Raw genomic sequence first — 17,285 nt, forward strand, 5'->3', positions numbered from 1 at the left:
GTCCGCCGTCCGCTCAGACCTGCGTGCCCAGCTGCTCCGCCCGCCGCAGCCAGGTCTGCCGCTGTTCCTCGCCGGAACCGCGCACCGGGCTGAACTCCTCCAGATGGCGCAGGGCGATGCCGCAGGCCGCGAGGATGCAACGGGTCATCTGCCGGTGCGCCGGGGCGCCCTGGCGCAGGCGATAGTGCCAGTGGGTCTGGTCGTGGCTGACCAGCAGGTCGGCGCTGCGCCCGCCCAGCAGGGGTTCGAACTCGCGGGACTCGGCCGAGCGATAGCGGAAGGCGAAGCCCGGTTGCAGCACGCGGTCGAAGAAGCCCTGCAGCAGCGCCGGCAGCCCGCCCCACCAGACCGGGTAGACGAAGGCGATGTGCTGCGCCCAGTGGATCTGCCGCTGAGCTTCGAGCACGTCCGGCTCCAGGGTCTGGCTCTGTTCGTAGCCGCCGCGCAATACCGGGTCGAAGTTCAGTTCGCCGAGCTTGAGCAGGTGCACCACGTGGCCCTTGGCGCGAGCGCCGTGGGCGTAGGCGTCGGCCAGCGCGTGGCAGAAGCCGCCGGGCTTGGGCGAGCCCAGCACCAGCAGCACGCGCTTGCCGTCGCCCTCCAGCGGGGTGGCGCCGGTGCGGGTCGGTTCAACCATTCTGCCCGGCCTCCAGCATGGTTTCCGGGCGCACCCACTGGTCGAATTCGGCGTCGCTCAGGTAGCCCAGCTCCAGGGCGGCTTCGCGCAGAGTCTTGCCCTCGGCGTAGGCCTTCTTGGCGATCTCGGCGGCCTTGTCGTAGCCGATGTGCGGGTTCAGCGCGGTCACCAGCATCAGGCCGCGGTCCAGGTGCTCGCGCATCTTCGCCGCGTCGGGCTCCATGCCGGCGACGCAATGCGTGTTGAAGTTGCGGCAGCCGTCGGCCAGCAGGCGCGCGGACTCCAGCAGGTTGTGGATGATCACCGGCTTGTACACGTTGAGCTGCAGGTGGCCCTGGCTGGCGGCGAAGGTGATCGCCGCGTCGTTGCCGAAGACCTGGCAGGCGAGCATCGACAGCGCTTCGCACTGGGTCGGATTGACCTTGCCGGGCATGATCGAGGAGCCCGGCTCGTTGGCCGGCAGCTTCACCTCGGCAAAGCCCGCGCGCGGGCCGGAGCCGAGCAGGCGCAGGTCGTTGGCGATCTTCATCAGCGCCACGGCGAGGGTCTTCATGGCCCCGGCCAAGGTCACCAGCGGTTCGTGGCCGGCGAGGGCGGCGAACTTGTTCGGCGCGGAGACGAAAGGCAACCCGGACAGATCGGCCAGCTCGGCGGCGATGGCCTCGGCGAATTCCTTCGGCGCGTTCAGCCCGGTGCCCACGGCGGTGCCGCCCTGGGCCAGTTCATAGACCGCCGGCAGCGCCGCGCGGATGGCGCGCTCGGCGTAGTCCAGCTGGGCGACGAAGGCGGACAGCTCCTGGCCGAAGGTGACGGGGGTGGCGTCCATCAGGTGGGTACGCCCGGTCTTCACCAGGTGGGCGTGGCGCGCGGCCTGCTGCGCAAGGCCACCGCTGAGCTCGGCGATGGCCGGCAGCAGGTCGTGGTGCACCGCCTGGGCGGCGGCGATGTGCATGGCGGTGGGGAAGCTGTCGTTGGAGCTCTGGGCGCGGTTCACGTGGTCGTTGGGGTGCACCGGTTTCTTGCCGCCGCGGCCGTTGCCGGCGATCTCGTTGGCGCGCCCGGCGATGACCTCGTTGACGTTCATGTTGCTCTGCGTGCCGCTGCCGGTCTGCCAGACGACGAGGGGGAACTGGTCGTCATGTTCGCCCGCCAGCACTTCGTCGGCGGCTTCCTCGATGAGGCTGGTGATGTTCTCCGGCAGTTCGCCCAGTTGCGCGTTGACCCGCGCGGCGGCCTTCTTGATCAGCGCCAGGGCATGCACGACGGCCAGTGGCATGCGCTGGCCGCCGATGGCGAAGTTCTCCAGCGAGCGCTGGGTCTGGGCGCCCCAGTAGGCGTCGTCGGGGACTTCGATGGGGCCGAGGCTGTCGGTTTCGGTGCGGCTCATGGTGCATCTCCGGAAATGGGGTCTCGGCCAGTTTAGGCCGCTATGGCGCTGGCGGGTTCCACAATGCCTCAATGGCCGTGATAGAGCGCTTTCCGGCGTCCGGCCAGCGGTGGCCGATCACCAGCGCGCGTGCGTGGCGCCGACCCAGCCGAGGGCGCCGTTCACCGGCACCTGTTCGCCGTCGGCGCTGCGCAGGGCGCCGTCGAAGCGGCCGAACCACTGGCTGGTCTCGGCGAACAGTGGGCCCAGGCGCGGGCAGGCGCGGTGCAGCTTGCGCGGGGTGAAGGTGAGCTCGACGCGCTCGTCGGCGTCGCGCAATTGCCAGGGGGAGAGCGGGTCGTGCGGCGCCTGGCGGATATCCACGGGGCCATCCAGCGCTTGCAGTTCGCCGCCGAACCACAGGGCGTTCTCGCTCAGGTGGCTGCGTTCCGTCCAGCCGCTGCCGAAGTTGCCGGCGATGCCGCCGGGCGCGGCGAACGCGGCGCGCGTCCAGTGTGTGTGGAGGGGCCAGACGCCGCGACCGAAATCCAGCGCGGCGAAGCTCTGGCCCTCGCTGCAGCGATAGGTCTTGTGGCCGAGGGTGAGGCTGCCGCGGATCGGCAGGCCCATCTGCCGGCTGCAGGCGTGGAAGCAGTTGCCGGTCATCGGCACCACCAGGTTGACCGATTCCAGGTGCGCCGGGCGCTGCACTTCCAACGCGAGGTTGAGCGGCTGTCCGCCCAGGTTCGGCGCGCAGGCGGTGATGCGCAGCTGGCCGGGCTGCTCGTCGAAACCCAGGCTGAGCTGGCCGTGCTCGAAGCGATGGCTCTGGTTCGGCATGTCCGGCAGGTGGCAGCCCAGGCCGAACGGGCTGAACTGGGTGCGGTGCACCGAGCGCCCGGTCTCCAGGTCGAGGAAGTACACGGCGCCGTAGCCCAGGTAGTCGAGGTCGGCGATGGTGATCGAGAGCATCCAGCCCGGCGCGTTGATGCACCAGTGGTTCCAGCGTTTGCGCCGGCCGAGGTTGCCGGTCAGCCGGCAGAGCGTCTGCGGCCGCGACGACCAGCCCACGGCCGCGCCGTTCAGGCGGCCGCGCGCATCGCACAGGGGCGGCGCGGCAGGCGGCGTCGGTGGGTGGGTGAAGGTGTTCATCGGTCACATCCCTGTGGCAACGCGCCGCAGCATGCCGTTTCATGAACTGTCCTACAAGAGAAGCCGGTCACTTCCAGGGGATTTCCCCGTCTCTTGAGCCGATTCCGAACTTAGGCGCAGAATGGCGGGTCCCACCCGGACACCCTTCAGACTCACAGGACTGCCCCATGACCGTTCTTCGTTCCCTCTGCACTGCCGCTCTTCTGGTCGGCTTCAGCTCCGTGGCTCTGGCCGACGCCAACGCCGAGGCGGAGAAATTCCTCAAGCAGGTGCATGCCGACAAGCTGACCGTGCCGGTCTACGCGCAAGTCCAGCAGATGCTCGCCCAGCGCTTCGCCCAGGCCAAGGCGCCGGACAGCAAGAAGGCCGTGCTCGACCGCTACCAGGCCAAGGCCAATGCCGAACTGGACCGCGCGGTGGGTTGGGACAAGCTCAAGCCTGAGCTGGTCAAGCTCTACACCAGCAACTTCAGCGAGTCCGAGCTCAAGCAGCTGAACGATTTCTACGCCTCGCCCCTGGGCCGCAAGGTGCTGGAGAAGATGCCGCGCCTGACCGCCGAATCCGCCCAGCTGACCCAGGCGAAACTGCAAACCGCGGTGGACCCGGTGAACAAGCTGATGGCCGACATGGACAAGGAGCTGGGCGTGAAAGCCCCGGCCGCTCCGGCCAAGAAGCCCTGATCTTCGTTTTGCACCGACCTGACTGCCTGATTGCCAGCGAGACCCGACATGAGCATGCGTGACCGCCTCCACACCGCCCTGGGCGCCCTCGAACCGCAACACCTCGAGGTGCTCGACGAGAGCCATATGCACAGCCGCGGGCAGGAAACGCACTACAAGGCAGTGATCGTCAGCCCGGTCTTTGCCGGGCTGAACGCGGTGAAGCGCCACCAGAAGGTCTACGCCACGCTCGGCGAGCTGATGGGCCAGATCCACGCCCTGGCCCTGCATACCTACACCCCCGAGGAGTGGGCGCAGCAGGGCGCGGCACCGGAGTCGCCGACCTGCCGCGGCGGCAGCAAGCACGACCTGCATTGACCGCATGCCGCACTGATCGGCGGCAGGGTGCGGGCTTTGTCCCGCTCCGGTAGAATGCGACACCCAGCGCCGGCTTCTGCCGGCGCTGTCATTTTCAGATTCCGATCAGCTGTCGTTTTCGAACTTTCTTCTCCCAAGAAGCCGGTCCGCCCTTTACGCGGGCGACCACTGGAGTGATGCATGACCACCGAAAGAATCGTCGTCGCGGCGTTGTACAAGTTCGTCTCCCTGCCCGACTACGTCGCCCTGCGCGAACCCCTGCTGCAAACCCTGCTGGACAACGGCGTGAAGGGCACCCTGCTGCTTGCCGAGGAAGGCATCAACGGCACCGTCTCCGGCACCCGCGCCGGCATCGACGGTCTGCTGGCCTGGCTGCGCAACGACCCGCGCCTGGCCGATGTGGACCACAAGGAGTCGTACTGCGACGAACAGCCCTTCTACCGCACCAAGGTCAAGCTGAAGAAGGAAATCGTCACCCTCGGCGTGCCGGGGGTGGACCCGAACGCGCAGGTGGGCACCTATGTCGAGCCCAAGGACTGGAACGCGCTGATTTCGGACCCTGAAGTCCTGCTGATCGACACCCGCAACGACTACGAAGTGGCCATCGGCACCTTCGAGGGCGCCATCGACCCGAAGACCAAGTCGTTCCGCGAGTTCCCCGAGTACATCCGCCAGCACTACGACCCGGCGAAGCACAAGAAGGTCGCCATGTTCTGCACCGGCGGCATCCGCTGCGAGAAGGCGTCGAGCTACATGCTCAGCGAAGGCTTCGAGGAGGTCTTCCACCTCAAGGGCGGCATCCTCAAGTACCTGGAGGAAGTGCCCGAGGCCGAGACGCTCTGGCGCGGCGACTGCTTCGTGTTCGACAACCGCGTGACCGTGCGCCATGACCTGTCCGAAGGCGACTACGATCAGTGCCATGCCTGCCGCAACCCGATCTCGGCCTTCGACCGCGCCTCGGCGCACTACGCGCCGGGCATCAGTTGCCCGCACTGCTGGGACACGCTGTCGGAGAAGACCCGCGCCAGTGCCCGCGAGCGACAGAAGCAGATCGAACTGGCGCGCCAGCGCAACCAGCCGCATCCCATTGGCCGTGATCCCCGCGCGGAGAACTGATCCATGACCAGCCGCCTGCTCTACGTAATGGACCCGATGTGCTCCTGGTGCTGGGGTTTCGCCCCGGTGGCCGGGAAGCTGGTGGAGCAGGCGCGCGCCGCGGGTGTGCCGCTGGCGCTGGTGATGGGCGGCCTGCGCACGGGGCAGGGCGCCGCGCTGGAGCCGACCACCAAGCGCTACATCCTCGAACACTGGCACGCGGTGCATGACGCCACCGGCCAGCCGTTCCGCTTCGACGGCGCCTTGCCCGACGGCTTCGTCTACGACACCGAGCCGGCCTGCCGCGCGGTAGTCACGGCGCGCCGCCTCGACGAGGACTGCGCCTGGGCGCTGGTGGGGGAGATCCAGCGGGCCTTCTACGTGGAGGGTCGCGACGTGACCCAGGCCAGCGTGCTCGCCGAACTGGCCGACAGCGTCGGCCTGCCGCGCATCGAGTTCGCCGAAGCCTTCGACAGCCAGGACAACCACCTGGCGACCCTGGCCGATTTCTCCTGGGCCCGCGATCTGGGCATCGCCGGCTTCCCCACGCTGCTGGCCGAGCGCGACGGCCAACTGGCGCTGCTGACCAATGGCTACCAGCCGTTGAGCGAGCTTGCGCCCTTGCTGGATCGCTGGCTGGAGCGCGGGCGGCATGCCTGAGCTGTCGGCTGACCGCCTGAGCTGGGCGGAAATTCGCCGGCTCGCTTTCCGTCACCGCAAGGCCCTGCTGCTGGCCAACCTGGTTGCCGTGCTGGCCACCGCCTGCAGCGTGCCGATCCCGCTGCTGCTGCCGCTGCTGGTGGACGAAGTGCTGCTGGGCAAGGGCGACGCCGCCCTGCAGGTGATGAACCACTGGCTGCCCGATGGCTGGCACAAGCCCGCGGGGTACATCGGCCTGATGCTGCTGGTGACCCTGGCGCTGCGCAGCTGCGCGCTGGTGTTCAACGTGCTGCAGGCCAAGCTCTTCGCGCGGCTGTCCAAGGACGTGGTGTACCGCATCCGCCTGCGCCTGATCGAGCGCCTGAAACGCATCGCCCTGGGCGAGTACGAAACCCTCGGTGGCGGTTCCGTCAGCGCGCACCTGGTGACCGATCTCGACACCCTCGACAAGTTCGTCGGCGACACCCTGAGCCGCTTCCTGGTGGCGCTGCTGACGCTCTGCGGCACCGCCGGCATCCTGATCTGGATGCACTGGAAGCTGGCGCTGCTGATCCTGCTGTTCAACCCGCTGGTGATCTTCGCCACGGTGCAGCTGGGCAAGCGCGTGAAGCACCTGAAGAAGCTGGAGAACGACAGCACCTCGCGCTTCACCCAGGCGCTGACCGAAACCCTCGAAGCCATCCAGGAAGTGCGCGCCGGCAATCGCCAGGGGTTCTTCCTCGGCCGCCTCGGCGTGCGCGCCCGTGAAGTGCGCGACTACGCCGTCGCCTCGCAGTGGAAGAGCGACGCCGCCGGTCGCGCCAGTGGGCTGCTGTTCTAGTTCGGCATCGACCTGTTCCGCGCCGCGGCCATGCTCACCGTGCTGTTCTCCGACCTGTCCATCGGCCAGATGCTCGCGGTGTTCAGTTACCTCTGGTTCATGATCGGCCCGGTGGAGCAACTGCTCAGCCTGCAATACGCCTTCTACGCCGCCGGCGGCGCGCTGGCCCGTATCAACGAGCTGCTGGCGCGCGCCGACGAGCCGCATTACGAGCACCGCCGCGACCCCTTCGCCGGGCACACCAGCGTCGGCATCCAGGTGCGCGATCTGAGCTTCGCCTACCGCGACGAGCGGGTGCTCGATGGGCTGGACCTGGATATCGCTCCGGGCGAGAAGGTCGCCATCGTCGGCGCCAGCGGCGGCGGCAAGAGCACCCTGGTGCAGTTGCTGCTGGGCCTCTACCAGCCGCAATCGGGCAGCATCCGCTATGGTGGCGCGGCGCTGGAGGAGATCGGCCTGGACTGCGTGCGCGAGCATGTGGCGGTCGTGCTGCAGCATCCGGCGCTGTTCAACGACACGGTGCGCGCCAACCTGACCATGGGCCGCGAGCGCGGCGACGACGCCTGCTGGCGCGCGCTGGAAGTGGCGCAACTGGCCGACACCATCCGCGCCCTGCCGCAAGGGCTGGACAGTGTGGTGGGGCGTTCCGGCGTGCGCCTGTCCGGCGGCCAGCGGCAGCGTCTGGCGATTGCTCGCATGGTGCTGGCCGAGCCGAAGGTGGTGATCCTCGACGAGGCCACCTCCGCCCTCGACGCCGCCACCGAGTACGCCCTGCACCAGGCGCTGGAGCGCTTCCTCGAGGGCCGCACCACGCTGATCATCGCCCACCGCCTGTCTGCGGTGAAACAGGCCGACCGCGTGCTGGTGTTCGATGGCGGGCGCATCGCCGAAGACGGCGACCACCAGCAACTGATCGCCGAAGGCGGGCTCTATGCGCGCCTGTATGGCCATCTCCAGCAGGGCTGATCAGCCGTAGCGGGTCACTTCGAGGAAGGCCACGCAATGGCCCTGGTCGTGGAAGACCCGCGCGCTGCCGATGTCGTTGTAGGGGATGCCCAGCAGCAGGTCGAGCAGGCCGGCGTCGCTGCGGTAATGCGGGCGCCAGTCCAGCAGGCCTTCGAGGTAGCCGATGTCCGGCACGTCGGGGAGGAAGTTGCCCATCAGCAGGCGACCGCCGGGCAACAGGCGGGCGAACAGGTTGCGGGTCAGGTCGCGGGCGTCGTGGTCGTCCAGCACCTCGTACAGCCCCGGTGAATAGATCAGGTCGAAATGGCGCAGGTCCTGGCGGCCGTAGAACAGCTCGTCGAGCGTGCATTGCTGGGTCTGGACACCGAGGGCGGCATAGCTGGCCTCGACGGTCTGCAGGCACAGCGCCTGCGCGTCCAGCGCGGTGAACTGGCGGAACTGGCCATGGCGCAGCGAGCGCGCCAGCTCGACCTCGCGCAGGTGCCCGCAGCCCACGCAGAGAATGCGCGCCTGGCCGTTGAGCTGGTCGCAGCAGCGGTCGATCTCCCGCGCCAGCAACTGGCGGCGCGAGCGCAGCGCGCGGGAGGCGGGAGCGGAGCTGGCATAGCGGAACAGCTCTTCCGTGGGGCCGTCGGGCAGCAACGAGCGCAAGGTGCTGTCGATGCCGTAGAGGTAGTCCATCAGCACGGCGTTGCCGGCGCCTTCCCCCATCGGCCGTTCGCGACGCCGGGGGAAGGGCAATACGCGGGGGACTTCCGTTGGCGGCGTGCCGCCCGTGGCGAGCGAGAGCAGGTTGCTTTCTTCATCCTTGAGATGACGCAACTGCTGTTCCAGCTGCTCGATGGCCTCGGAGAGTGACCCCGGATGCTGATTGCGATCGTCCATTGCCGTCCGCCTGGGATATCCGCTGGGTTAGAAGAAGGCGCCACCGGTCCTGGCCGGTGATTCGTTCAACAGCGGTGCCGCCGCCGGTCGTGCAGCCTTGTCGGTCACTCGCAAACGTGCCGCTGCACTGTGCAGATTGCACGATCGTCTGAGGTATGGCACATGGCCTCCGCTGTCGCAAGGCCACTAATCGGCCGCGTCCGAACGACCTGGGCTGGGGCGATGAAAGGCATTTCCCGCAGCCAAAAAGCATTTTTCCGCCAGACGGCGTCTTCCCCGGGGGCCAGGGCCCTACGCGGAGGTTGGAGGATTTCCCGCGATCGGCTAGAAGTTAAAGAAGGGGCGGCCTGACAGAAAAGTCCCAAGGTGAGCCTTCACCGCACCCCATGGCCTGCCAGACTTTCAAAGAAGGAAACCGAATCGGGTGATGGATGCAATGGGGCTCTTGCCGACCCGGCGGACGACGCGTCTGCTCAAGCTGGTCTGGCCATTCATGGTCGTGGTCCTGCTGCAGACGCTTATCGGCAGCGGCAGTTTCCTCATTCTGTCGGGCGTGCGTGCCTATGTCGGCGGCGAGAGCCTCTGGTCCAAGGGGCAGAAGGACGCCATCCATTACCTGCAGCTCTACGGCCAGAGCCATGACCCGGCGGATTACGAGCGTTACCGCACCGCCATCGCCATTCCCCAGGGCGACCGCACCTTCCGTGCCGCCCTCGATCTCAGCCGACCCGACGTGGAGCTGGCCCGCGCCGGCGCGCTGCAGGGCGGCATCCATCCCGATGACGTCGACGTGCTGATCTGGCTGTACCGTTACTTCCACGAATTCAGTTACTTCGACCAGGCCGTGAAGATGTGGATCATCGGCGACGCCTACCTCGACCAGCTAGAGCAACTGTCCGACGAGATGAGCGCCAAGATCCGCGCCAACGATGTGCGGCCCGGTGACCTGAGCTACTGGAACAGCCGGATCCAGGCGATCAACGATGGCGTCACCCCCGCCGCCATGGCCTTCTCCGCCGCGCTGGGGCAGGGCTCGCGGCTGATCATGTGGGTGCTGCTGCTGGCCAACGGCGCCACCGGCCTGGCGCTGATCCTCCTGGCGGTCTGGCGCACGCGCATCCTGTTGCGCCAGCAGCGCGCCTTCGAAAGCGCCCTGGATACCGAGAAGGAGCGCGCGCAGACCACCCTGGCGGCCATCGGCGACGGCGTGGTGACCCTCGACGAGTACGAGTGCATCGCCTACTTCAACCCGGCGGCGGAGCGCCTGATCGGCTGGGACAACTCCATGGCCGTCGGCCTGCCGCTGCGCTCGCTGCTGCGGGTATTCGACGAGAGTACCCACGTCGAGGGGCTGCCGCTGGTGGGGCAGATCCTGCGCGGCGAGGTGGACGGCGGCAGCGAAACCAGCAAGCTGATCCAGCGCCTGGACGGCACCAGCGTGGCGGTCACCCTGGTCGCCACGCCCATCCATGCCGAGGGGCGCGTCGTGGGCGTGGTGCTGGTGCTGCACGACATGACCCGCGAGCGGCAGTACATGGCCAGCCTGTCCTGGCAGGCGACCCACGACGCGCTGACCGGCCTGACTAACCGCCGCGAGTTCGAATTCCGCCTCAAGCAGGCGCTGGAAAGTTCGGCGGACTCCCGCGACCAGCATTCGCTGATGTACCTGGACCTGGACCAGTTCAAGCTGGTCAACGACACCTGCGGCCACGCCGCTGGCGACGAGCTGCTGCGCCAGGTCTGCTCCGTGCTGCAGCAGTGCCTGCGCGACGGCGACACCCTGGCGCGGCTGGGCGGCGACGAGTTCGGCATTCTCCTCGAACACTGCCCGGCGGACCTGGCGGTGCAGATCGCCGAGCGCGTCCGCCTGACCGTGCAGGCGCTGCACTTCATGTGGGAGGGCCGCGGCTTCAACATCACCGTGAGTATCGGCGTGGTGCACATCTCCACCATGCTGGTCTCGGTGGAGGAGGCGCTGCGCTGCGCCGACATGGCCTGCTACATGGCCAAGGAAAAAGGCCGCAACCGCGCCCAGGTGTTCCGCCCGGATGATACCGAGCTGTCCAACCGGGTCGGCGAGATGGCCTGGGTGCAGCGCATCCGCCTGGCGCTGGAGGAGGAGCGTTTCTGCCTCTTCGCTCAGCCGATCTACCCGGTGGACGAGCGGGTGAGGGAGGGGGCCCACGTCGAGTTGCTGCTGCGCCTGAACGACGAGTGCGGCCGGCTGGTGGCGCCGATCAACTTCATCCCCGCCGCCGAGCGCTACGGCCTGATGCCGGAAATCGACCGCTGGGTGGTCGAGAACGCCTTCAGGATCCTCGCCGAGCGCAATGCCGATGGCGGTTTCGAGCCGATCCAGACCTGTGCGATCAACTTGTCCGGCGCGACCATCGGCGACGACACCTTCCTCGACTTCCTGCGCGAGGTGCAGCCGCGCCATGGCATCGAGCCGGCCAGCGTGTGCTTCGAGATCACCGAGACCAGCGCCATCGCCAACCTGGTCAACGCCACGCGCTTCATCCAGGAGCTCAAGGCGCTGGGCTACCGCTTCTCGCTGGACGATTTCTGCGCCGGCATGTCCTCCTTCGTCTACCTCAAGCACCTGCCGGTGGACTACCTGAAGATCGACGGCAGCTTCATCAAGGACATGCTCGAAGACCCCATCGACCGCGCCATGGTCCAGGTGATCAACCAGATCGGCCACGTGATGGGCAAACGCACGGTGGCGGAGTTCGTCGAAACCCAGGAAATCCTCGAAGTGCTGCGGGAAATCGGCATCGACTACGCCCAGGGGTACGGGCTGGCGAGGCCGCAACCTTTCAATCGGAGCTTCCTGCGTGAGACGCACGTCGCAGCTGTAGCATCCGACACAACCTCCGGACGGTGACGCGCCGCCCGGAGAGGACTAACCTGAGGCCTGATTTACCGGTGCTTGCATGGATCGACCAGCAACGGAGCCTTGGATGAACGACACCTTTGTTCGCAGTGGGCCGCTCAAGGAGCTTTCCAGCTATCCGCTCTGGGCCCAGCGCCTGGTGCAGGAGTGCGAATCCAGCCGCCTGGCGGTGGTCGAGCACCCGTTCTACGCCCGCATGCGCGACGGCCAGCTGAGCCGCCAGACCCTGCGCGCCTTCCTCATCGGCGGTTGGCAGGTGGTGGAGCAGTTCCCCCTGTACATGTCCCACAACCTGCTCAAGACGCGCTTTGGCCGCAGCCCCGGCGAAGACATGGCGCGGCGCTGGCTGATGCGCAATATCCGCGTCGAGCTCAACCATGCCGACTACTGGGTACGCTGGGCCGAGGCCTACGGCGTGACCCTCGCCGAGCTGAAGGCCCAGCTGGTGCCCGCCGAACTGCACGCCCTCGGCCACTGGTGCTGGCACAGCTGCGCCACCGAAGAGCTGGCGCTGGCCATGGCGGCCACCAACTACGCCATCGAAGGCGCCACCGGCGACTGGTCGGCGCTGGTCTGCTCCACCGATACCTACGAACGCACCCTGCCGGCCGGCGCCCGCAAGGACGCCATGCGCTGGCTGAAGATGCACGCCCGCTACGACGACGATCACCCCTGGGAAGCCCTGGAGATCATTTGCACCCTCTGCGGCCCGCAACTCCCCATGCCGCGCTGCCTGGCGCTGCGCGAGGCGATCTGCAAGAGCTATGGCTACATGCGCATGTTCCTCGACCAGTGCCTGGCGCTGGAGCAGGCCCAGGGCGACGTGCGGCGTGGGCCGATGCAGGTGGTGGGGTAGGGCGGGGCGAGGTATCGCCTGTTCATCGGCGCGAGGCGTTGCCCTCTCCCCAACCCTCTCCCTGAAGGGAGAGGGGGCAGATCGGCGTGAGGACTCTGCCGCTCGCTGGAGCACCGTGCAGTGATATCAGGATGACGATGCCGTCGCCGGCTGGCGCGGACGGCCCCCTCTCCCTCGGCAGAGGGCTGGGGTGAGAGGGCTCTCCCAGGACCCGGTAATCACCCTCACGGCACGAGAATGATCTTCTCGCTGCTGCCCTCGTTGATCTCGTGATAACGCAGCACGCCCTCGCTCAGCGGCACTTCGCGCAGGCCGGTGGGCAGGGGCAGTCGGCCATCGTCGAACCACTGGCCGAACTGGCGCAGCATCGCGGCGCAGGCGACCGTGTCGTAAAGCAGCGAATTCACCCCCACCACCGAACCGCCACGCCGGTACAGCGCCAGGGCCGGCAGTTGCACGTGGCCGTCCACCGGCGCGGCGATGATGGCGATGCGGCCGAAGGTGGCCAGTGCCGAGACCGCCGCGGGCAGCCAGAAACCGGTGGTGTCGAAGATCACCTCGGCGCCGCCGGGGAAGTGTTCCTCCACCTGCGCGGCCAGGGTTTCCGCCGTACCCAGCAGAATGCTCGGCACGCCCTGGGAGTGCAGTTCGACCTGTGACTCGGCGCGCCGCACCGCCCCCAGCACCTGCGCGCCTCGTGCCTTGGCCAGGGAAATGGCCGCTGCGCCGACGGCGCCGGAGCCGATCACCAGCAGGCGCGTGCCGGCGCCCACCTGGCTGCGCTCCAGGGCGTCCCAGGCGGTGGTGAAGGGCACCCCGCAGCTGGCGGCCTGGGCGAAGCTCATGCGCTCGGGCATCAGCGCCACGCCACCCGCCGGCACGCTCAACAATTGCGCGTGGCTGCCGTTGCGGGTGAACCCCAGGGCCTTGCCGGTGCCCCAGACCGACTTGCCGAGGAGCTCGGCCGGGCCTTTCACGACAGTGCCGGCGAAGTCGCGACCGGGCACCCGGGGCAGGGTGGTGTAGGGGAAGCGGCCGAGAACGTTCTTCACGTCGCTGGGGTTCAGGCCAGCGGCGTGGACTTCCACCAGCACCTCGTCGGCGGCGGGCACCGGGTCGGCAATGTCGGTGAAGCTCAGGGCGGCGAGGTCGCCGGTGCGATCGAATTGCAGGGCTTTCATGGCTCGGGTCCTTGGCAATCGGAAGGGATAGGTCAGTGAATCCAGCGGCTCAGCAGCGGTAGGGCGTTCTCGCCGATCTGCATGCCGAGCAGGCCGACCAGCGCCACCAGCGGCGGCGCCGGCGAGCGGAAGTCGAGGAAGTGGTAGGCGAGGCCGACGGCGATGCCGATGGCCAGGGATATCAGGTAACTCATGCTGTCCTCCGCGGATGGGGCCGGCGGCCGGCGGGAATGGAGCCAGTCTAGGAGCCGCGCCAGGGCGCCGCCGGTCATTGGCTTCGGAATATCGGACAGATGCTGAGCGGGGTATTGGATGAGCGTGCCGGCAGCCAGCGCTCCTCTGTAGGAGCGGGCCATGCCCGCGATCCGCCGGCAGGGCCGGCGCCCTGTTCTTGCTCGGATGTTAATCCTGTTTGGCTGCTTCGACTTGGGGGTTCCTGCGCCGCTCAGGTGTACGCGCAGGCTCTGTGTTTCGCCCCCTCGGGCGAGTTACTTTGGCAATCGCCCCAAAGTAACCAAAGGTCTTGCCCCGGACATCCGGTTTTTCGCCTAGGCGAAAAATTCCCTCGCTCCAGCGAAGTTTCAGGGGCGCGCCGCGACGGGCCATCCCTGGCCCATCGCGGCTCTCGCGGCATCCATGCCGCTCAACCCCTTAAACTCCGCTTCCACTCGGCCTCCTGAACGGGGCCGTTCGGAGTGCGCGGATATTGCTCTGGAAGTCGTCAAAAGCCGGAGCGGCTGGCGATGGCCTTTGGCAGGAGTGGACCTTGTCCGCGAAGTTCTCCGCGCGGAAGTCGTGATTACCGGTGGACGCCGAACGGTTGCGCCCCTTGTAGGAGCGGGCCATGCCCGCGATCCGCCGGCAGGGCCGGCGCCCTGTTCTTGCTCGGATGTTGATCCTGTTTGGCTGCTTCGACTTGGGGGTTCCTGCGCCGCTCAGGTGTACGCCCAGGCTCTGTGTTTCGCCCCCTCGGGCGAGTCACTTTGGCAAACGACCCAAAGTGGGCAAAGGTCTTGCCCCGAACATCCGGTTTTTCGCCTGGGCGAAAAATTCCCTCGCTCCAGCGAAGTTTCAGGGGCACGCGCTGACGGGCCATCCCTGGCCCGACAGCGCTTTCGCGGCATCCATGCCGCTCAACCCCTTAAACTCCGCTTCCACTCGGCCTCCTGAACGGGGCTGTTCGGAGTGCGCGGATATTGCTCAGGAAGTCGTCAAAAGCCGGAGCGGCTGGCGATGGCCTTTGGCAGGAGCGGACCTTGTCCGCGAAGTTCTCCGCGCGGAAGTCGTGATTACCGGTGGACGCCGAACGGCTGCGCCTCTTGTAGGAGCGGGCCATGCCCGCGAAGTTCTCCGCAGCGGAAGTCGTGATTACCGGTGGACGCCGAACGGTTGCGCCCCTTGTAGGAGCGGGCCATGCCCGCGATCGCGCGCATGGCGCGCTCCTACAGGTCGGCGCCGGCATTGTTAGTTGCGTAGGAGCGGACTCTGTCCGCGATGCTGTGGTGGGAAACCACCGGCCCTGCCGGCGGATCGCGGGCATGGCCCGCTCCTACAGGGAGCGCTCTACCGCCCGCAATACTCCGACGGCGCCACGCCCAGCTCCCTCCGGAACATCTCGCTGAAACTCCCCGGCTGGTACCCCAGCCCATGGGCGATCTGGCTCACCGCGATGCCTTCGTTGAGCTGCGCCACCGCCGTGGCCAGTTGCACCTGCCTGCGCCACTGGGCGAAACCCATGCCCAGGCTGCGCTGGAAGAGGCGGGCGAGGGTGCGCACGCTGGCGCCCGCGTCGGCGGCGTGCTGCTCGAAGGAAATGGCCTGGCTCGGCTCGGCCATCACCGCCAGGCACAGGTTGAGCAGGCGGCGGTCGGAGTCGTCCGGCAGCGGCACGCGCAACAGCAGGCTGCGGGCGCGTTGCAGCTCCAGCACGGCCAGTTGCGACAGCGCCTGGTAGTAATCGGTGTCCGGCTCGCGCTCGTGCTCTACCAGCCTGACGATCAGCTCGCGCAACAATCCGCCCACCTCGAACGCCTGCACCTGCTCGCCGAGGGCGTCCGCCGTTCCCGGCCGCAGGTAGATATTGCGCATCTGCAACTCGCTGACCACGCGGATGCCGTGGGGCACCTGCGGCGGCAGCCAGACGGCGCGGTTGGGCGGTACCAGCAGCGCCTCGGAGGGCGTCTCCAGCCACATCACCCCCGACATGGCGTAGAGCACCTGCCCCCAGTCATGGGAGTGCGGCTCGATGTGCAGGCCGCGCGGGTAGCTGCGGGCCAGGGCACGCAGGGAAGCCGGGGTGGCGTCGAAATCGGGAGGAGCGGCACGGGCCATGGGGACAATCGGGCAGGGGCGATGAGCCGCATGGTAGCCGCCGCGGGGGCCCGTGACGAGTGCGTGACATCCGCACTGGCAGCCTGGCGCACCAGGCTGTCACGAAATGTTTACGCTGCGGCGGCATGCCGCACGGGGCTTTTGGCCGCGTAAGGATTTCTTGCCGGGCCCAGCCTCCCGGCGTGTGGCAATCGCCCGGCACCCCGCTTGTTCCAATGCCCGCCGACAGTTGAGATGAAGGCATTCCAGACGCCTGGACGGCCCCCGCGCCGAGCCAGCCGATAACGACAACGAGGAGGCCGGATGAACGCCGTGACCAAGATCGAACAACACAATCCCATCGGCACCGACGGCTTCGAGTTCGTCGAATTCACCGCCCCCGACGCCCAGGGCATCGAGCAGCTGCGCCAGCTGTTCACCGGCATGGGCTTCACCGAGACCGCCAAGCACCGTTCCAAGGAAGTCTTCCTGTTCCAGCAGAACGACATCAACATCGTGCTCAACGGCAGCCCCACCGGCCACGTCCACGAGTTCGCCAAGAAGCACGGCCCCAGCGCCTGCGCCATGGCCTTCCGGGTGAAGAACGCAGCCCAGGCCGCCGCCTATGTCGAATCCCAGGGCGCGAAACTGGTGGGCAGCCACGCCAACTTCGGCGAACTGAACATCCCCTGTGTCGAAGGCATCGGCGGCTCGCTGCTGTACCTCGTCGACCGTTATGGCGACAAGAGCATCTATGACGTCGACTTCGAGTTCATCGAAGGCCGCAGCGCCAACGACAACGCCGTCGGCCTGCTGTGCATCGACCACCTGACGCACAACGTCAAGCGCGGCCAGATGGACGTCTGGTCCGGCTTCTACGAGCGCATCGCCAACTTCCGCGAGATCCGCTACTTCGACATCGAAGGCAAGCTCACCGGCCTGCTGTCCCGCGCCATGACCGCGCCGTGCGGCAAGATCCGCATCCCGATCAACGAGTCGGCGGACGACAAGTCGCAGATCGAGGAATTCATCCGCGAATACCACGGCGAAGGCATCCAGCACATCGCCCTGACCACCGACGACATCTACGCCACCGTGCGCCAGCTGCGCGCCAATGGCGTGGATTTCATGAGCACGCCGGATACCTACTACGCCAAGGTCGACACCCGCGTCGCCGGCCACGGCGAGCCGCTGGAGCAACTGCGCGAGCTGAACATCCTTATCGACGGCGCGCCGGGCGACGATGGCATCCTGCTGCAGATCTTCACCAACACGGTAATCGGGCCGATCTTCTTCGAGATCATCCAGCGCAAGGGCAACCAGGGCTTCGGCGAGGGCAACTTCAAGGCCCTGTTCGAATCCATCGAGGAAGACCAGATTCGCCGTGGCGTGATCTCCGACCAGTAACGCGCTTGCCGGGTGGC

At 67.5% G+C, this 17,285-nt stretch carries 13 protein-coding genes and 2 pseudogenes; 8 read left to right on the forward strand and 7 right to left on the reverse strand.

Annotated elements, in window-relative coordinates:
* Positions 1-13 precede the first annotated feature (13 nt).
* The 3 genes from N0B71_RS17000 to N0B71_RS17010 all read right to left on the reverse strand — a co-directional run bounded on the left by N0B71_RS17000 (position 14) and on the right by N0B71_RS17010 (position 3,155).
* On the reverse strand, positions 14-637 hold the full coding sequence (locus N0B71_RS17000) for an NAD(P)H-dependent oxidoreductase (protein ID WP_259753818.1): 624 nt from the start codon (positions 635-637) through the stop codon (positions 14-16).
* Positions 630-2,024 carry a class II fumarate hydratase gene (locus N0B71_RS17005; protein ID WP_259753819.1) on the reverse strand — a complete coding sequence of 465 codons (1,395 nt, stop codon included), beginning with the start codon at positions 2,022-2,024 and terminating at the stop codon, positions 630-632. The genes N0B71_RS17000 and N0B71_RS17005 overlap by 8 nt, the downstream gene beginning before the upstream one ends.
* A gap of 117 nt (positions 2,025-2,141) precedes the next feature.
* On the reverse strand, positions 2,142-3,155 hold the full coding sequence (locus N0B71_RS17010; protein WP_259753820.1) for a DUF2804 domain-containing protein: 1,014 nt from the start codon (positions 3,153-3,155) through the stop codon (positions 2,142-2,144).
* Between the two features lie 121 nt (positions 3,156-3,276).
* Between N0B71_RS17010 and N0B71_RS17015 the strand changes: the two are divergent.
* The 5 genes and pseudogenes from N0B71_RS17015 (at position 3,277) to N0B71_RS17035 (ending at position 7,733) form a co-directional block, all read left to right on the forward strand.
* Positions 3,277-3,835, forward strand: a pseudogene (locus tag N0B71_RS17015) (DUF2059 domain-containing protein).
* A 48-nt stretch (positions 3,836-3,883) separates the two neighbouring features.
* The gene (locus N0B71_RS17020) at positions 3,884-4,192 is read left to right on the forward strand and encodes a BolA family protein (protein WP_259753822.1); all 309 of its coding nucleotides are present in this window, start codon (positions 3,884-3,886) and stop codon (positions 4,190-4,192) included.
* Between the two features lie 180 nt (positions 4,193-4,372).
* Entirely contained in the window at positions 4,373-5,308 is a 936-nt protein-coding gene (trhO, locus tag N0B71_RS17025; protein ID WP_259753824.1) for an oxygen-dependent tRNA uridine(34) hydroxylase TrhO, read from the forward strand.
* 3 nt (positions 5,309-5,311) lie between these two features.
* Positions 5,312-5,947, forward strand: coding sequence for a DsbA family protein (locus tag N0B71_RS17030; protein ID WP_259753826.1), 636 nt, complete (start codon positions 5,312-5,314; stop codon positions 5,945-5,947).
* Positions 5,940-7,733 (forward strand): annotated as a pseudogene (locus tag N0B71_RS17035) (ABC transporter ATP-binding protein). The gene N0B71_RS17030 and the pseudogene N0B71_RS17035 overlap by 8 nt, the downstream one beginning before the upstream one ends.
* Here the strand turns inward: N0B71_RS17035 and N0B71_RS17040 are convergent.
* On the reverse strand, positions 7,734-8,618 hold the full coding sequence (locus N0B71_RS17040; RefSeq protein ID WP_259753827.1) for a class I SAM-dependent methyltransferase: 885 nt from the start codon (positions 8,616-8,618) through the stop codon (positions 7,734-7,736).
* Positions 8,619-9,054: 436 nt separating this feature from the next.
* Here N0B71_RS17040 and N0B71_RS17045 point away from each other — a divergent pair, with 436 nt between their 5' ends.
* Both N0B71_RS17045 and N0B71_RS17050 read left to right on the forward strand, forming a co-directional pair.
* Complete coding sequence (locus tag N0B71_RS17045; RefSeq protein ID WP_259753828.1) at positions 9,055-11,505, forward strand: EAL domain-containing protein; 2,451 nt, start codon at positions 9,055-9,057, stop codon at positions 11,503-11,505.
* Between the two features lie 76 nt (positions 11,506-11,581).
* On the forward strand, positions 11,582-12,370 hold the full coding sequence (locus N0B71_RS17050; RefSeq protein WP_259753830.1) for a TenA family transcriptional regulator: 789 nt from the start codon (positions 11,582-11,584) through the stop codon (positions 12,368-12,370).
* Between the two features lie 224 nt (positions 12,371-12,594).
* Here N0B71_RS17050 and N0B71_RS17055 read toward each other — a convergent pair whose 3' ends face one another.
* The 3 genes from N0B71_RS17055 to N0B71_RS17065 all read right to left on the reverse strand — a co-directional run bounded on the left by N0B71_RS17055 (position 12,595) and on the right by N0B71_RS17065 (position 15,882).
* Positions 12,595-13,551: a quinone oxidoreductase family protein gene (locus tag N0B71_RS17055; protein ID WP_259753831.1), complete on the reverse strand. Its 957-nt coding sequence runs from the start codon at positions 13,549-13,551 to the stop codon at positions 12,595-12,597.
* Positions 13,552-13,583: 32 nt separating this feature from the next.
* A complete protein-coding gene (locus N0B71_RS17060) occupies positions 13,584-13,745 on the reverse strand; it encodes a XapX domain-containing protein (protein ID WP_259753833.1) in 162 nt (53 codons plus the stop codon).
* A 1,369-nt stretch (positions 13,746-15,114) separates the two neighbouring features.
* Complete coding sequence (locus N0B71_RS17065) at positions 15,115-15,882, reverse strand: AraC family transcriptional regulator (RefSeq protein WP_259753834.1); 768 nt, start codon at positions 15,880-15,882, stop codon at positions 15,115-15,117.
* A gap of 303 nt (positions 15,883-16,185) precedes the next feature.
* Here N0B71_RS17065 and hppD point away from each other — a divergent pair, with 303 nt between their 5' ends.
* A complete protein-coding gene (hppD, locus tag N0B71_RS17070; RefSeq protein ID WP_017517669.1) occupies positions 16,186-17,268 on the forward strand; it encodes a 4-hydroxyphenylpyruvate dioxygenase in 1,083 nt (360 codons plus the stop codon).
* The last annotated feature ends 17 nt before the right edge of the window (positions 17,269-17,285 follow it).

Origin of the sequence: Pseudomonas sp. GCEP-101 (assembly GCF_025133575.1) — a bacterium.
Taxonomy (GTDB): domain Bacteria; phylum Pseudomonadota; class Gammaproteobacteria; order Pseudomonadales; family Pseudomonadaceae; genus Pseudomonas; species Pseudomonas nitroreducens_B.

Excerpts from the sequence above, each read along its gene's own strand:
- N0B71_RS17000 (WP_259753818.1), bottom strand. The coding sequence starts at position 637 with ATGGTTGAACCGACCCGCACCGGCGCCACCCCGCTGGAGGGCGACGGC.
- N0B71_RS17005 (WP_259753819.1), bottom strand. The coding sequence starts at position 2,024 with ATGAGCCGCACCGAAACCGACAGCCTCGGCCCCATCGAAGTCCCCGAC.
- N0B71_RS17010 (WP_259753820.1), bottom strand. The coding sequence starts at position 3,155 with ATGAACACCTTCACCCACCCACCGACGCCGCCTGCCGCGCCGCCCCTG.
- N0B71_RS17020 (WP_259753822.1), top strand. The coding sequence starts at position 3,884 with ATGAGCATGCGTGACCGCCTCCACACCGCCCTGGGCGCCCTCGAACCG.
- trhO (WP_259753824.1), top strand. The coding sequence starts at position 4,373 with ATGACCACCGAAAGAATCGTCGTCGCGGCGTTGTACAAGTTCGTCTCC.
- N0B71_RS17030 (WP_259753826.1), top strand. The coding sequence starts at position 5,312 with ATGACCAGCCGCCTGCTCTACGTAATGGACCCGATGTGCTCCTGGTGC.
- N0B71_RS17040 (WP_259753827.1), bottom strand. The coding sequence starts at position 8,618 with ATGGACGATCGCAATCAGCATCCGGGGTCACTCTCCGAGGCCATCGAG.
- N0B71_RS17045 (WP_259753828.1), top strand. The coding sequence starts at position 9,055 with ATGGGGCTCTTGCCGACCCGGCGGACGACGCGTCTGCTCAAGCTGGTC.
- N0B71_RS17050 (WP_259753830.1), top strand. The coding sequence starts at position 11,582 with ATGAACGACACCTTTGTTCGCAGTGGGCCGCTCAAGGAGCTTTCCAGC.
- N0B71_RS17055 (WP_259753831.1), bottom strand. The coding sequence starts at position 13,551 with ATGAAAGCCCTGCAATTCGATCGCACCGGCGACCTCGCCGCCCTGAGC.
- N0B71_RS17060 (WP_259753833.1), bottom strand. The coding sequence starts at position 13,745 with ATGAGTTACCTGATATCCCTGGCCATCGGCATCGCCGTCGGCCTCGCC.
- N0B71_RS17065 (WP_259753834.1), bottom strand. The coding sequence starts at position 15,882 with ATGGCCCGTGCCGCTCCTCCCGATTTCGACGCCACCCCGGCTTCCCTG.
- hppD (WP_017517669.1), top strand. The coding sequence starts at position 16,186 with ATGAACGCCGTGACCAAGATCGAACAACACAATCCCATCGGCACCGAC.